General features: G+C 61.8%; 12 protein-coding genes. 2 read left to right on the forward strand and 10 right to left on the reverse strand.

The features are described from left to right. Positions 1–37: 37 nt before the first annotated feature. The 10 genes from BHD07_RS11500 to BHD07_RS11545 form a co-directional block, all read right to left on the reverse strand. Positions 38–1342: a RhtX/FptX family siderophore transporter gene (locus BHD07_RS11500; RefSeq protein ID WP_338280153.1), complete on the reverse strand. Its 1305-nt coding sequence runs from the start codon at positions 1340–1342 to the stop codon at positions 38–40. 980 nt (positions 1343–2322) lie between these two features. Continuing rightward, on the reverse strand, positions 2323–2763 hold the full coding sequence (locus BHD07_RS11505; RefSeq protein ID WP_338280155.1) for a potassium channel family protein: 441 nt from the start codon (positions 2761–2763) through the stop codon (positions 2323–2325). Positions 2764–3064: 301 nt separating this feature from the next. Next, positions 3065–5128 (reverse strand): ATP-dependent helicase, encoded by a 2064-nt coding sequence (locus tag BHD07_RS11510; RefSeq protein ID WP_338280158.1) that lies wholly within the window; start codon positions 5126–5128, stop codon positions 3065–3067. A 150-nt stretch (positions 5129–5278) separates the two neighbouring features. After that, positions 5279–5929: a glutathione S-transferase family protein gene (locus BHD07_RS11515; RefSeq protein ID WP_338280160.1), complete on the reverse strand. Its 651-nt coding sequence runs from the start codon at positions 5927–5929 to the stop codon at positions 5279–5281. Between the two features lie 161 nt (positions 5930–6090). After that, positions 6091–6867, reverse strand: coding sequence for an aminoglycoside adenylyltransferase family protein (locus BHD07_RS11520; RefSeq protein WP_338280162.1), 777 nt, complete (start codon positions 6865–6867; stop codon positions 6091–6093). Between the two features lie 188 nt (positions 6868–7055). Beyond that, positions 7056–9089, reverse strand: a complete 2034-nt coding sequence (locus tag BHD07_RS11525; RefSeq protein ID WP_338280163.1) for an aldo/keto reductase — start codon at positions 9087–9089, stop codon at positions 7056–7058. Next, on the reverse strand, positions 9086–10252 hold the full coding sequence (locus BHD07_RS11530; RefSeq protein WP_275598598.1) for an ABC transporter ATP-binding protein: 1167 nt from the start codon (positions 10250–10252) through the stop codon (positions 9086–9088). Before BHD07_RS11530 ends, BHD07_RS11525 begins: the two co-directional genes overlap by 4 nt. 56 nt (positions 10253–10308) lie before the next feature. Further along, positions 10309–11160: a carbohydrate ABC transporter permease gene (locus BHD07_RS11535; RefSeq protein WP_324764868.1), complete on the reverse strand. Its 852-nt coding sequence runs from the start codon at positions 11158–11160 to the stop codon at positions 10309–10311. Further along, positions 11160–12044, reverse strand: a complete 885-nt coding sequence (locus BHD07_RS11540) for a carbohydrate ABC transporter permease (protein WP_338280170.1) — start codon at positions 12042–12044, stop codon at positions 11160–11162. The genes BHD07_RS11535 and BHD07_RS11540 overlap by 1 nt, the downstream gene beginning before the upstream one ends. Before the next feature lie 74 nt (positions 12045–12118). Further along, positions 12119–13387: an ABC transporter substrate-binding protein gene (locus tag BHD07_RS11545; RefSeq protein ID WP_338280173.1), complete on the reverse strand. Its 1269-nt coding sequence runs from the start codon at positions 13385–13387 to the stop codon at positions 12119–12121. A 237-nt stretch (positions 13388–13624) separates the two neighbouring features. On the opposite strand from BHD07_RS11545, the gene BHD07_RS11550 reads away from it, so the two are divergent. After that, entirely contained in the window at positions 13625–14794 is a 1170-nt protein-coding gene (locus tag BHD07_RS11550) for an ROK family transcriptional regulator (protein ID WP_338280176.1), read from the forward strand. A gap of 156 nt (positions 14795–14950) precedes the next feature. After that, entirely contained in the window at positions 14951–16231 is a 1281-nt protein-coding gene (locus BHD07_RS11555; protein ID WP_275598594.1) for a GGDEF domain-containing protein, read from the forward strand. Positions 16232–16243 lie beyond the last annotated feature (12 nt).

Here is a 16243-nt window from a genome sequence, read left to right on the forward strand (position 1 = left end):
GCTAACTCAGCCGGCGCCTCGGCCTAACTCTTTACAATCACTCTGCTTCTGCGATTTTCAGGTCGATCGACCTGAACTCATCATGACCTAGAGGTGAAGGACGCGCTTTGATCCTTTCCAGCATCCAGACGGACAATCCGATGCCGAGCACGGAAATGAACGTCGCCGAGGAGAAGAGCGTCGCATACCCGTATCGGTCGGCAAGATAGCCCGCGACCGAGGTACCGATCAGATACACCACCAACTCGGCGCAGCTCAGGATGGTGAAGTCCGTCCCAGGCTGGTCGTCGGACGAGGACGCCATAAAGAAGGAATAGATGGCGACCAATTCCATGTAGCGGATCAGGGTCTGGAAGGCGGAGGCGGACATTACGATGGCTATACCGGGCCATATGCCGAAGGCATTGAGTGCGAAGGCAAGGAAGCAGAGGCTGCGAAGCCCGCCGAGCAGGATGAGCGTCGCCGTCAAGCCCGCCTTGCGGATGATCAGCGCGGCGATCAATGCGCCGAGAAGCCCCGCTGTCGCTGCGGCCGCCCCGGACATGTAGCCGATCCACTCGGTCGGCACTTTACTGTCGACGAGGTAAGGTCCTTCCATGCCGCGCACGAGGCCCTCGCTCGCCCTATAAGTGAGGGCGAAGGCAAGGATCATCCAGGCATTCGGCCGCTGGAAGAAGCTGAAGAGGCTTGGTCGCATGCGCGGCGGCGCTTCCGGACTAGCTATGGCCTTATCTTTCATCCAGACCGCCGCGACCAGCGGCAACAGGGAGAGGCACGCGACAAGCAGGATCGTCGGCCGCCAACCGATCTTGTCGAAAAGGACCAGCGTCAGCGTACCTCCGACAATGACGCCAAGCGCGACCGATCCGGCCTGGACGGCATTGCCGATAGGCCGCGTCCTGCCGCTAAGGTGGCGCACTGCATAGCCATCAGTGGCGATATCCTGCACCGAGGAAAGAAGCGTAATGCAGATGCCGATCGCGAACAGCGCGCCGGCCTGGTCGAGCTCGACCAGCGCCATCGATGCTATACCTGCACTGACGAGAAGCTGTGTCGGCACGACCCAGCCGCGCCGGTGGCCGAGCCCCGGCCACGGCGTCCAACGATCGATGAGAGGCGCAACCGCGAATTTCAGCACAAGCGGCAACATCAGAAGCGAGAACAGACCGATCGCAGTGCGCGATGCGCCGCTCTCGCGCATCAAGGGCGGAAGGGCCACGAGCAGGAGGTAAGTTGGGATCCCCTGGGCGAGATAGAGTCCGCCCAAAACCGCGTAAAGCCTTCCTGCACCTGCCGCCGTCGACCCTTCGCGGACCGCTGGAGAAGTCTTCGCAATTGTCATGATAAGGATCCGATCCTTGGACCACAGCGGCGAACATCGAAAACTGCCACTGCCGGGCAACATTGTTTGATGATAAACATGAGTATCGTCATCATCTTTAAATGGGCGGCCGGTGAACGGCTTGGATGTGAGCGAACCTGATTAAGACAATAGCGAACGCCCTTTTGAGAGTGGCGATAGGACGGCACAAGAGCGCTTACTCTGCTGAAATACTCGGGCGAGGAGAAAGAGACCAGCCGACGCTTCCGGCGCAGCGTCGAAGGCTATGATCACCCTCGGCCCGAACTCCTTATCTTATCTTATGGGGCAGCCACCCGGCGTGGCGGCGCTTGCGGTTTATGCGCGGGCCCTCAGTCAGGTTTAGGAGGATGCAATGGTCGAGGTGTTGATCAAGCTCGTCGTCGCCGTCGCGCTCGCAACCCATCTTATCGTGACGCTTGTCGGCCAGACGTTTCTCGGTTGTAGTGACAATTTAGTCTTGGTCTAGTCACAGAGCGTGATGCTAGGCACACCGGTCGGCGCCTTTCGGTCGACATGGTCAAGCGCGTCGTGACGCGCGACCACGGAGCTCCGCCTGATTCCCGACGGAATACGACTTCCTCGTCGTGCTCGCACATCAGGCCGGCCGCGTGGTCACCCACAGCACACTGCAACCTCCATCTTGGGCGTCGCTCACGGGAGGACATTTGAGAGTCTACATCCAGTCACTGCTTGGCAAGATCGAACGGGATCCCGGCAATCCAAAGATCGTCCGCAGGGACCCGGCGTCGGTTGCGGCTTCGTCGGCGAACGGGGATTGAGGAGCTCGAGCAGCCGACCCCCCATCATGGAGCCCCGGCGGCGGTGAATTCTCTGCAGGGCAATTCCAGGAACAGTGAGCAGCGGTTTCCGAATTGCGGGAAACGAAGCTGGGGCATCTCCGTGCGGAGAAGAGTGGGGGTCGCCATGTTCAACCCCCTTATTCATTGGCCTCTGGGCTGTTACTTCGGGTCGTCGCGCCAGATGCGCTCTACGGCAATGAAAGTAAACGAAGCCGACCAGGCAATCAGAACGAGCCCGTTCAACCCTTCCAGTCCGGCAAGAATTCGCATGTCGCCTGTCGCGTAGACATCGCCAAACCCCATTGTACTGTAGCAGGTCAGCGAGAAATAGAAGAAGTCTGTGGCGTTTGAGCCTGCCAGCCCTTCGAGTGAACCGAATTCAGGATGGTAATGCATCCAGGCAAAGGCCAGAGCGTAAAGGCCGACGCCGAAGAGGTGAGCCATAAAGGCTGACCCAAGAAAAACGACCATTTCAGCTCGTTTTGAAAGCACCTTGCGTCGACGCAGGATCGCTACGCCGGTCATGATTTCAAAATGAGTAGCGCTTGTCACGGTGATGAGTGCGGCGGAAAGCAGGCAGACCAACACAATCCCTGGCACTTATCAACCTCGCCCTGTGCTTGCCGCAGTACGACGGCGCCTCAAACGCACCAACTCGACTCGACGACGCTGGTACAACCACCATAGCAGGACATCGTCCGGATTGGGAGTTTCGGTCTGTCGGACCCGTCCCAATGTGCCGTTGCCGAGACCGACGGTGGGCAATAGCGGGAGTACAGGACAATGCATCTCAGGAATTCGGCGCGGTCCGTCGAGCATTTCCTTATTTTCTCTAATAGGAACCCCTGCGAAGCGCTGCCAGAGGACAGCCAGTGCGATGACCATCACGCATTGCTGAACTCTACTGCCACATGGTGCGCATCCGGGCCGCGACATCGATGCGGATCTGCTTTGCGCTGCGCTCGGAGGCATTGGGGCTGGCGACGGGCCAGATTGCACTCTCGAAGAACTGAAGCAATGTCGCGGGGATAAAGCGTGTGCGGCTCGCGTAGACATGGCGGTCACCCTGCGCGTGCTGACCGCCGGTGAAGAAGCGTTGCGGCACCATCAGCGTCAAACTGTCCTTGGCGCGCGTCATGCCGACATAGAGAAGTCGCCGCTCCTCTTCCAGCTCGTGGCTGGTGCCTGTGGCCAGATCTGACGGAATGCAACCGTCGACGACGTTGAGCATGAAGACGGAGCGCCATTCCTGCCCCTTGGCCGAATGGATGGTCGACAGGATCAGATAGTCCTCGTCGAGCAGCGGTACGCCGGCCTGGTCGCTCGTCGCGTCCGGCGGATCGAGCGTCAGCTCGGTGAGAAAGCGCTCGCGGCTCTGATAGCCGGCGGCGATCTGCTCGAGTTGCACGAGGTCGGCCCGGCGCGTTTCGGCATCCTCGTGTAGTCGTTCGAGATGCGGTTCGTACCATATCCGCGCAATCTCGATTTCCATCGGCCATGCGGGTTTGCGCAGGGCCTGCAGCAGCTCGACCAGGGACAGCCAGTCCGAGCCGCTCCTCGGCGGAGCGGGGACTTCCCCAAGCGCCATCAACGGCTCGGGGTCGGTTGCGATCGTGTCCAGGATCTTGCCTGCGGTCTGCGGGCCGACGCCCGGCAGCATCTGCAGGAGCCGGAAGCCTGCGACGCGGTCACGCGGGTTCTGTGCAAAGCGCAGCACAGCCAGCATGTCCTTGACGTGAGCGCTGTCGAGGAACTTCAGACCTCCGAACTTTACGAAGGGGATGTTGCGGCGGGTCAGTTCCACCTCGAGGGGGCCGCTGTGGCTCGAGGTGCGGAAGAGGACGGCCTGCTGTTTGAGGAGCATTCCGGATTCGCGATTGGCAAGCACCTGCTCGACGATGCAGTTCGCCTGATCGGCCTCGTCCCTCACCGTCAGCAGCTTCGGACGTTCAGCCGACTCGCGATCCGTCCAGAGGTTCTTGGTGAAGCGTTCCCGGGCCAGATCGATGACCCCGTTGGCGGCCGCGAGGATCGGCTGGGTCGAACGGTAGTTGCGGTCGAGGGTGACGATCTCGGCCGGCGGCGAGAACTGCTTCGGAAAATCCAGAATGTTGCGGACCGTCGCCGCCCGGAACGAGTAGATCGACTGCGCGTCGTCGCCGACGACCGTCAGGCCGCGCCCGCCGGGCTTCAGGGCCAGCAGCACTGAGGACTGGAGTCTGTTGGTATCCTGATATTCGTCGACGAGGACATGGTCGAAGCGGTTGCCGATATCGTCGGCTAGGGAGGGATCGCTGACCATCTGCGCCCAATAGAGAAGCAGGTCGTCGTAGTCGAGGACGTTCTGCGCCTGCTTGGCCTCGACGTAGACGGCAAACAGTTCCTTCAACTGCTGTTCCCAGCCGGACACCCACGGGTACCAAGTGCGGAGCACTTCATTCAGCGGCATTTCCGCGTTCACTGCCCGCGAATAGATCGCCAGGCAGGTGCCCTTGGCCGGAAACCGGCTTTCCATCTTCGAGAAGCCGAGTTCGTGCCGCATGAGGTTGATCAGGTCGGCGCTGTCCTCGCGGTCGTGAATGGTGAACTCCGCATTCAGCCCGATCTGTTCGGCATAGATTCTCAGCAGCCGTGCCCCAATACCGTGAAATGTGCCCGCCCACGAAAGAGCGTCGGTCGTCGTTGCGGAACTGGGACCGAGCACCTGCGCGCAGATGCGCCCGACGCGGCGCGACATCTCGGCCGCGGCCCTTCGCGAGAAGGTCATCAGCAGAATGCGGCGCGGATCGGCGCCGTTAACGATCAGGTGAGCAACGCGATGGGCCAGGGTGTTGGTCTTCCCGGAGCCCGCGCCCGCGATGATCAAAAGTGGGCCTGTCCGGGCGCCTTCTCCTGCTCCGATACCATATTCGACGGCGCAGCGCTGTCTCTCGTTCAGTTTCTCCAGATACGCCGCCGTCGCCATTTACTTCCCCTCGATGAGCTCTTTGATATCCGGCCGCGGCCTTAAGAACGGAGGGGGAACATACAAGCCCGATCGGCCCTTGGAAAGTGGGACGTCCCGGATTCGCTCGGACATTGCCGCTTGTAATCAATCGGCCGGCGCGGACCTTTGTCAGCCGGTCGGTGCGGCGGTGAAAACCGCCAGCTGAGCGTCGAAAGCGCGCTTGTATGCGGGCCGCGCTTTGCCGCGGGCCACATAGGCGCAGAGGTTCGGATATTCCTCCAGTATACCCGATCCTTCCAATCTCCGCAGCACCGTCACCATCAGGAGGTCAGCGGCGCTGAACGCTCCGTCGATCCAGTCCGCATTGCCCAGTCGGTCGGAAAGTTCGCCCAGCCGCCTGCGGATGCGTTCGTCGATGAAGGGCAGACGCCGCTCGTACCAGGTCTCGTCGCCTTCCAGATACTCGGCGACCTCGCGATCGACGATCGGCGGCTCCACCGTGTTGAGCGCGGCAAACATCCATGTGATCGCGCGCGCCCGGGCATTCGCATCCTCCGGCAGCAGGCCCGCATGGCGCTCAGCGATATGAAACACGATCGCCCCCGACTCGAACAAAGCGAGATCGCCTTCTTCATAGGTCGGAATTTGCCCGAATGGATGAAGTGCGAGATGCGCGGGTTCGTTCATCGCCTTGAACGAAAGAAGACGAACGTCGTAAGGCTGGCCCACTTCTTCGAGCGCCCAACGAACGCGCATGTCACGCGCCATACCCTGGCCGCCATCGGGCGACCGCTCAAAGGCGGTAATGGTAATAGTCATGCTGCTCTCCATCCTTGTCCATCTTGAAGACGACCGGCTGAACGCGATTCCGACACCCCATGCGCGAGATAATCCTCGCGGCCGATTCAGATACGGCACGATGGTGCGTTCCTGCCGCTGCTAAGCGGAAGAGGCTTCCCGGCAGATTCCGCTCCAAAGCGTCACAGGAGTTCCGAGACCCGCTGGCGCAGAAATGCTGCCGTCCGCTCGCAAGCAGTCTGCCGATCTTGCCAGTCGTCCTTGACCTTGCCCAGATAGGCCTCACGCGCGTAGATCAGCATATCAGCTTCCTCGTCCGGCATCTGGCTTGCCGCCCATGTCGCTGCAGCATCCTTGGGGATGAAGTCACCGGTGGCCGATGTACGCCACATGCGCGCAAGGGTTAGCAACACGTTCCGCTCGTCCCCCTGTAAACTGTCGCCCAATGAGGGGAGTGCATCGCGCATTGCGCGGCGAATTTGTTCTGGCGGAAGCGAGGGCAGAAGCTCCTTTGCATCGGGGCCGAACAGTGGAACGGCCTCTTGTCGTGCCTGGGCCAGCACAAGCGTGTTTTCCGGGTCGGACACAGGTACGGGGAGACCTCCGCATTCGAATGTGTCCCGCAACCATTCGCCATAGATGAATTCAGCCCGAGCAGGAAAATCCGGTGCGGCGATATCTGCCCGCAGAAACACCATCAGTTCAATGCAGCGGGGCGCCCCGACCAGACGGGGATGGCGGCCGGACATTCGCAGCAAAGCCGCCAGAAGATCGCGACGCTGTTCGTCAGCCATGGGGCAGTCGACGATCGCGAGGAGGTCGACGTCACTCTGCGGTCGCAAGCCACCCGAAACTGCCGATCCATGCAGATAAACCGCAAGGAGCGCGTCTCGAAGGATGCTGCGGATGGTTTCTGTCGCTGCCAGTGCCTCGTCAATCTGTTGTCTGTCCGCTCGCATGGCTCGGCTCGATTTGCATGAGTACTACCAGGAGAAAGTGCGTACCGGCTTCCCGTGCGGAAGTGCGCAGTTTCAAAGTGTTAGAGCGTTTCACTGGTCCAATGAAACAGTGAAACGCGCTAGAATACTGCAACGAGCGTATCAAGCTCTTGAACCGATACAAGGCAGCTTTTAGTGCGAGCAGACCTTCAGGCAGCGCTCGACTGGCCCGGGTCGCCATCTCGCAGCCACCGGACGTCACCTGGGGAAAGCGCAATTGAGAAAGCGTCGAGGCTGTGGTTGAGCTCGGAAAGCGAGCGCGGGCCGATCAGCGGGATGACACGGCCCTTCTGCGCCAGAACATAGGCGAGCGCTATTTGAATCGGGTCCTTGCCGAGGTTGCGCCCGAGTGTGATCGCCCGGTCCCGCCGAGCGAAGTTGCTTTCGGAATACCAGGAGCGGGCAAGTTCCGAATCGTCCCGCTTGCCGCGGCCCGCGCGGTCGGTGAAGAAGCCGCGCGCCTGGCTCGACCAAGCGAAATTGGTGACGCCTTTCTCCTCCAGCCAGTGCATCCAGGCGTCGTCCGAGGACGAAATGCAGCCGGCCCAAACCGGCTCGACCATCTCAGCCAGCGAGAAATTGTTGGAAAGCACGCTCGGTTTCGTCTTGCCGGTACGCTCGGCATAGGCGATTGCCTCTTCGAAGCGTTCGCGCGTCCAGTTCGAACCACCGAACGGGCCGCGGATGCGGCCGGCCTTCACCTCCGCGTCCATGGCGTCGACGAATTCGCCGACGGGGATGTCCGGATTGTCGCGGTGCATGAAGTAGATGTCGACATAATCGGTGCCCATGCGCTCGAGGCTGGTCGTCAGTTGCTTGTGGATCACGTCCGGATAGCAGAGCGGACTGTGCGCGCCCTTGGCGATGACGACCGTTTCCTGGCGCACGGCGCGGCTGCGCATCCACTCGCCGACGAGCCGGTCCTGCAGACCATTGCCGTAGAGAAACGCAGTATCAACCAGGTTGCCGCCCGCCTCGAAAAAGGCGTCGAGTACCATGGCAGCGGATGAGAAGGTCGAAAACTCCATGAGGCCGAGCGCAGCAAGCGATATCTCCTTTTGCAGGCCGTCGATGCGGCCGCTCCGCACAAGGCTGGTCTTGCGGGAAAGCTTGTCGCCGCGCACCGTTCGGGTCCGCACCGTGTGTTTCTCGCCTTCGTATTCCAGGCCGATCGCCGCACGCCACTTGTCCATGACACGCAGATTCCCGAGTGTGTCGGCCCGGCTCATGCCCGGATAGGCAAATTCCGTGCGACCTGCGCGGATCGCGTCGCCGGCGGCCTCGACCTCGAAGCTGTAGAGATGGCGTGGCTCGGCGACCGGGACTTCCTCCTGGCGGCCGTCGGCGTGGATTACGCGGATGATGTTGGTGCCTCCCCGCTTACCGCCGGCGAACCAGAAGTGACCGACCTCGATGCGGCCATTCGTGCCGAGGATCCGCAGCACGTTTTCCTGCACGAGAGAGACCGAGCAGGAAAGCTCGGCGATGATGCCGTTCGGGAAGGACAGGAGGGCAGAGGTCCACTCGTCGACGCCCGTCCGACCAAGATGGCCGAGGGCGGTCACCTCGGTCGGCTCCATCACGCCCGACGATGTGCCGATGCCCGCGATGAGGCGCGCCATGGAGGTGGTGTAGCCGCCCACGTCCAGTATGCCGCCGCCCGCCATTTCATTGGAAAAGAGCCGATGCCCCTCATCGTAGGGCAGCTTTGCAAAACCGAAACTCGACTGGATCTTGCGCACCTCGCCGACCATCCCGCTTTTCACGAGCTGCACGATCTTGGCGGTCAGCGGGTGAAGCCGGTACATGTAGGCTTCGGCCATGAAGGTGCCCGCCTTGCGGGCAGCCTCGAACATGGCGTCCGCTTCCGCCGCCGACAGACCCATCGGCTTCTCGCAGAGCACGTGCTTGCCCTTTTCGGCGGCCTTGATTGCGTATTCCGCGTGAAGCGGATGGACCGTGGCGATGTAGACCGCATCGATTTCCGGGTCGTCGAGCAGTGCATCGTAACCGGCGACGATGCGCGTGCCCGGAAAATCGTCCGCAAGGCCGGGCTTTGCCGGATTGCGGGCGCCGATTGCGACGACCTTTCCGTTGGCGGATTGCAGCGCGCCGGCGAAGAAGTCCTTCGCGATGTTGCCGGGGCCGAGAATGCCCCAGCGGATCCTGGTCAGTTCGTTCATATCGTGCCTACTTTGGTTTGGTTTGAATGGATGGCCTTGCGGACCGTCACGGTCCGCTCGCCGTCGCCGGCGAAGAGATAGGCGTCGTGCGGATCGATCGAGAGCGATACCAGGCTATCGGCGGCTATCGGCGTCACCTGGCCGATCTGCACCGTGATGTTGCCCGTGCCGCTCTCCGAACTGACGCATTGCAGGGCGCCGGCGTCGACATAGAGGATCGTTTCGCGGCCGAGATGCTCGACGAGGCGTACCTTGCCGGAGATCGCCGCCCGGGTGGCATCGCCAGCGGCGAGGCGGATGTTCTCGGGCCGGATACCGAGCGTGGCCCTGTCGCCCGATTTCAGTACTGTACCCTCGGCGAGCGATACGGCCAGGGGTGCAAGACCGGGCGCCGAGATCCCGGCCATCGCCCCGGAAACCTCGTCGATCGTCACGTCGAAGAAATTCATGCGCGGCGCGCCCAGAAACCCCGCGACGAAGAGGTTGCCGGGGTTGCGATAGAGTTCGAGCGGCGAACCGACCTGTTCGATCGCACCGCGATTCAGCACGACGATGCGGCTCGCCATCGTCATCGCCTCGACCTGGTCGTGCGTGACGTAGATCATGGTCGCGCCGAGTTCAGCATGGAGGCTCGAAAGCTCCACGCGCATCTGCGTCCGCAACGCCGCATCGAGGTTCGACAGCGGTTCGTCGAACAGGAAGACGTCCGGCGAGCGCGTGATTGCGCGTCCGATCGCGACGCGTTGGCGCTGGCCGCCGGAGAGCTGCTTTGGCCGTTTGTCGAGCTGGTCCGTGATCCGGAGGATCTTCGCTGCGCGTGCGACGGCGGCGTCAATTTCCTCCTTCGGACGCTTAGCCATGCGAAGCCCGAAGCCCATATTCTCTGCGACCGTCATGTGGGGATAGAGCGCGTAGGATTGAAAGACCATGGCGATGCCGCGATCGCCCGGTTCTTCCTTCGTCACATCCCGCCCGCTGATCAGGATCCGCCCCGAGGAGATCGTCTCGAGCCCGGCGATCGTCTTCAGGAGGGTGGACTTGCCGCAGCCGGACGGTCCGACCATGACGATGAACTCGCCGTCTTCGACGGAAAGGTCTATTCCGCGAAGGGCGTGGTAGGCGCCGTAGCTCTTCTCGATCCGGTGAAGTTCAAGGCTTTTCATGGTGTTCCGCTCGCTACGGTTCCTGGACTTGGCAAAGATCGGCGAGGAAGCTGCAGTCATCCCTTCACCGCTCCCATGGTAAGTCCTGAGATGAAGTGTTTTTGCATGAGGAAGAACATGACGACCGGCGGCACGGCGACGATGATCGTGCCGGCCGAGATCAGGTTCCAGGCGGAGACCCATTCGCCGCGCAGGTTCGCAAGTCCTGCCGTCACCGGCTTGACATTGTCGCTCACCGTCAAGACCACCGCCCAGAAGTAGTCGTTCCAGATGAAGGTGAAGAGCAGGATGGCGAGCGCCGCCAGCGCCGGCCGGACGAGGGGTACGACGACATGGTTCAGGGTCTGGAAGGGTGTCGCACCCTCGGCACGCGCGGCCTGGAACAGTTCGTCGGGCAACGCGGCGATGAAGTTGCGCATGAAGAGCGTCGCGAAGCCGGTCTGGAAGGCGACGTGAAAGATGATAAGCGCCGTGGTTGTGTCATAGAGGTTCAGCCTCACCATGAGATCGCGCACCGGGATCATCATGATCTGGTGCGGCAGGAAATTGCCGCCGACGAAGAGCGCGAAGATCAGCATATTGCCCGGGAAGCGGTACCGCGCCAGCACGAAGCCCGCCAGCGTCGAAAGGATCAGCACGCCGATCACCGAGGGAATGGTGATGACGAGGCTGTTGAGGAAATAGCGCGCCATCGGAGTCTGCGTGAAGACCGCCGTGTAGTTCTCGATGACGGCAATTTCCGTGGGCCAGCCCCAGAGATTGCCGCTCATCACGTCCGCCATCGAGCGGAACGAGGTTAGGATCACGGCGAAGAGCGGCGCAAGCCAGATGATGAGGATCGCTCCGACGAGCGTCATGTAGAGCCTGCGGCTCGCATGCGCAGTTTCGGGTATGGGACGGGGATACATCAGGCGCCCCTTTCTTCCGCGCGGATGATGCGCGTGAGATACCAGGCGATGAAGACGGCCATGATCACGAAGAGCACCGAGGCGATCGCCGCGCCATAGCCGAAGCGGTAGGAAAAGATCGACTGCTCGAACATCTGGTAGGCCAGCACAGACGAGGAGCCGAAGGGGCCGCCGCGCGTCATGACGGAAATCATATCGAAGGAGCGCAACGCGCCGACCACCGTCACGGCGATCGCGATGAAGGTGACTTGCGTCAGTTGCGGCAGCACGATGTGGCGCAACATGTTCCATCCGCGCGCGCCGTCGACGCGGCCGGCACCGATCAGCTCCTCGCTCAGGTTGTTGAGCCCGGCGAGGTAGAGAACCATGCAAAAGGCGATCTGCGACCAGAGGGCGGCGACGACGATGGCAAAAGTGACGAAGTGTTCGTCCGACAGCAGCGCCGGAGCGTTCGCCCCGAATGCGCGGAAGATGAGCGCCAGTAGCCCGAACTCAGGCGTGTAGACCCAGGTAAAGACCACGCCGACGGCGACCGAGGCGAGCACCAGCGGTATGAAGAACATCGATTTGATGAGGCGCATACCCTTTATCTTCTGGTTGACCAGCAGCGCGATCGCGAGCCCTATCGGCGGTGCGAGCATGAACATGACGAGCCAGATGACGTTGTTCTTGAGCGAGACGTAGAATTGTGGATCGTCCATCAACTCGCGGTAGTTACCCAGGCCGATCCAGACCATGGGACCGAAGCCGTCCCAGTCGTGCAAGCTGATCCACAAGCTTTGGATGGAGGATGCCAGGATAACCACGGCGAAGAGGATCGCGCCAGGCAGGATCAGGAGTGTCGGGGTCAGCCACCAGCGGTGGCGGCGCCAAAGGCTCGTCATGCGTGGAAGTCCCTGTGTGGGTAAGGGAAGGGCGGGACCGCAGCAGCCCAGCCCCGAGGTTATTGAGGAAGGTCTCAGAGCTTGAAGATCCGCCGGCGAGTTCCCTCCAGCCGCTGCAGGATGGCGTCCCGGCGCTCCGGTCGGGCCATGAACTCCTGGAAGCCGACAAGACCAGCCTGAGCCATGTCAGGATCTGTGTCCCGATCGTAAAATTGCGACGTGCCGGCAACTGCCTTGAGACTCTCTACGGCGGCGTTGACGAGCGGGTCCTTGCTTGGCGGTAGGTCGTTGCGCGGCGGAACATTGCCGCCCGGCTCCAGATAGGCGGCCAGATTCTCCGGCTTGTAGAAATGGGTCAGGAATTCGCGCGCACCCGACTTGTTTTTGGCGTTTGTCGGAATGTGCACGGAGTTCAGCGAGAATTCCTCATACCGGCCGAGGCCATCGTCGATCACCGGGAAGGGAGCGAAGGTGAGTTGCGGCAAGTCTTGTTCGGGGAAAGCCGCCCGGACAAACGCACCGAGGTTCATCATTCCGGCCCGCTTCTGAGCGAGGAAGGCGCCTGCCTCCTGCCACCCGAAGGAGGTATGATCCGGCGTGAAGAAGCCCTGCTTTATCAATTCTTCCCAATGTTTAAAGACCGGCGTCAGCGTCTCATCCGTATAGGCCATCTCCCCGTTCATCAGTGCGAAGTGTTTGTCGAGACCATTGATACGGAGGTTCATCTGGTCGAACCATCCGGCCGCCGGCCAGAGGTCCTTCGTTCCCATGGCGACCGGCGTCAGGCTCGCACTTTTGCACTTCTCGCCGAACGCAAGGAAATCTTCCCAGGAAGCGGGGACCTTCAGCCCGTGCTCGTCGAAGACGTCCTTGCGGTAGAACATGCCCCAGAGGGTGCCGCCTGTCGGCAGGCCGTACTGCTTGCCCTCGACCGTCACCGAGCCGGCGGTAGCGCCCAGCACATCGGCATATTTCTCCTTTTGGAAGAGGTCGGAGATGTCGTCGAACAGACCGCGTGTCACGAAGGCGCGCATGCGGTTGCCCGAAAACCAGAAGCAGACGTCCGGCGCACCGGCGACGAGATAATTGCGGATCGCCGTCTTATGGGCCTCGTGGTCCATATTGTTGACGACGACCTTGGTGCCAGCCGCCTCTTCGAAATCCGCAGCAATGCGCCGCAGGACCTCTGCCGTATTGGCGTTGCTCTCGGCGGAGATGATCGTCACCTCGCTCGATTTCGCGAGAGCGGGAATTGGAAACCCGCTCAAGGCGGTAGAAACTCCGGCGGTGCCCTTGAGGAACGTACGTCGGGACAGGCTGCGCTCAATCCAATTGAAAGTCACTCGATAATCCTCCCTGGAATGGCTCGATTAAGGCGCTTCGCCCCGTCTCCTCCCCGGGCTGGCTGCCGGCAAAAGGATCCCCGTGCCGGCAACGCATTGCGTCGCCTGCTTTCGCTGCGGGATTTCTGCATTTCAGCCGGTCGCGGATCAGGGTTGACCCGCTTGATCGGCGCGCTCAGTTATGCATAGTCGCGGAGACGAGGCAATATTAATTTACAAAATAAAATAAGGACAGACGTGAAGACGAAGGGTGACCAAAGCACGACGCGTGCGATGAACCGCCGGCTTATCCTCAACCTGCTCCGGCGCGAGGGCCCCAAGAGCCGTGCCGAAATAGCCGCCACCACGGGCCTTAGTCCCGCGGCCGTTACCTTTGTGGTGGGCGACCTCATCGAGGAGGGGTTGCTCATCGAAGGTCAATCCGTTGCCGGCGCACAGGGGCGGCGTCCGATCCCGGTCGCCATCGACTATGCCGGCGGTGTGGCGCTAGGCTTCAAGCTGATGGCAGGCAGCGTCGAGTGCGTCGTCACTGATCTAGAGACGACACCGCTCGCTTCCCTGCGGCTGCCGCTGCCGGCGCATGATCCCGATACGATTGCCGATGCCCTCGCGGGAGCGGTGCCGAAGCTGATTGCACTCGCCAACCGGCCGGGCACCCGGCTCGCCGGGATTGGCATCGCCATGCCCGGGGTCATCGACAATCAGCGGGCGGTCTGTATTCGGAGCAACCGGTACGGTTGGGACAATGTACCACTGGGTGATCTCGTGGCGCGCCGAATCGGGGTACCCGTCTGGCTGGAAGACGACACCAATGCCTATGCGATCGCCCAGCAGCTTTTCGGCCTCGGACGGCATTACAAGACCATGGGTGTTCTTGCGATTGGGGTGGGGGTAGCCTGTTCTTTGGTGCTGGATGGTAAGCTTTATCGCGGCGCGCACGGCGCGGCCGGCAAGTTCGGCCATTTCCCACATGTGGAGGGCGGCAGACCCTGCGAATGCGGCAAGCGCGGCTGCCTTATGTCTTACTTCTCAGAGCCGGCAATGCTTCAAACCTGGCACGAACGCAGCGGCCGACCGGAGACGGACGGACGGGCCGAAATGGTCGCCGCGATTGCCGCCGGCGACAAGGCCGCTCATTCGGTCATGCGCGAAGCGGGTGAAACTTTGGGCCGGCACCTCGCCGGTCTGATGAACGTGATCGACCCGGAGGTAATTGTGGTCGGCGGCGAAGCAGTCGCCTACGGAGACGCGCTCTTCGGACCCTTGCGAGCGACCCTTGAACGCTTTGCATTCCGTCAAGCACCGCCTGTTCTACTAGATTGGGAAGACGATTCCTGGGCGCGGGGTGCAGCGGCGCTCGTGACTCAAAAGCTATTCGACTTCGAGACAACGGCGGGCAATGCCTGAGCGCGCCTGACCCGGAAGTCGCGACATTGCACCGCAGCCGCCACGCCTTCCAACGCTCGCGGCAACCGCCGCCACCATTTGCCGTATGGACTGCAACTCGCGAGTTCATACGCCGGTGATCTTGCCAGCAGGAGGTGCTCCCCTAGATGGGCAAGGATGGAGCTTCAGGAAAGCGCAGTTGGTGCCGGTCGCGTGAGCGCCTCTCCGGAAATGCGGTATCAGCCGCGCAATCCGGCTGTCATGGCCGAAGTCGAGCGCCTTCTCACGGGCCGCACGCGTGACATTCGCCTAAGAGGTGAGCTCGGTCGCCTGTTCCAGGAGCGTTCGTGGTCGCGTACGGCCAAGATCATTCGCGCGTGGATGATATGGGTGACCTTGCTGGACGTGCTGACGCTGGGTCTCAACGCGATCCTGCTTCCGAAGGCGGTCGTGCTCTCGATGCTTCCGCCGGCCTGCATTCTGCCGCCCGCGGCGCTGGCCACCGCCTATGTCTGGCGAAAACCGCGCGGTGTGCGGCTGCAAAGGATGTCCCTGCTTGCGGGCCTGTTCCTCATCCTCCTTTCGGTTGCGCTGGTGGGCGTGAGCGCCGGTGGGGAATTCCATGAGCGGCACCTGAACATCATGCTGTTCGTCGCCATCACCGCCATCATCATTTTCGCAGTTCCTTTGGCTTGGACGGTGGCGGTCGCCTCTTTCGCGCTCGGCCTCTACCTGATCTTTCAGTTGCAGAATCCGATGCTGGAGAGGGGCAGTGCCGTGGCTGGAACGCTGTTTTTTGCGAGCGGTATTGTTGCGACCGTCGTTGCCCGACGCACGATAACGATCCTGGCCCAGAAGACCTTCCTTCTCGAACTTCGCGACATGCGGCGGGTAGCGGAGCTGGCCGACGCCAATGCCCGGCTGGAGCGCCTCGCAAAGACCGATCCCTTGACCGGGATCGCCAACAGGCGCTGGATGATGGAAACCCTCAGCCGCCTCTGGAGCGCAGGCGCGGAGCGGCGGCCGGGCACCGCCATGCTGATGTGCGACATCGACGATTTCAAGAACCTGAATGATCGGCTCGGTCATGCCGAGGGCGATCGCTGCCTCGTCAAAGTTGCCGGGATCATTCAGAGCAGCGTCAGGCGAAACCGCGACCATGTAGCCCGTTATGGCGGTGAGGAGTTTCTCGTGGTGCTTCCGGGCGCAGATGAAGAGGCGGCGCTGGCTACGGCTGAACGAATCAGGGCGAGCGTCGAAGCTGCCTCCCTTCCTAACCCCGCATCCCGCGTATCGCCTTACGTCACTCTCAGCATTGGCGTGGCGGCGCAGGCGCCAGGTGAAGAGATCATCGCGCCGGAGAAGCTTCAGAACCAGGCTGACGCTGCACTCTACCTGGCGAAACAAGCGGGCCGTAACCGCGTGGTCCTCTATCAGCCTGACCTGCCGACCGTATAGCGGGAGCGCCCT

Origin of the sequence: Sinorhizobium sp. KGO-5 (assembly GCF_036245905.1) — a bacterium.
Classification (GTDB): Bacteria; Pseudomonadota; Alphaproteobacteria; order Rhizobiales; family Rhizobiaceae; genus Sinorhizobium; species Sinorhizobium meliloti_A.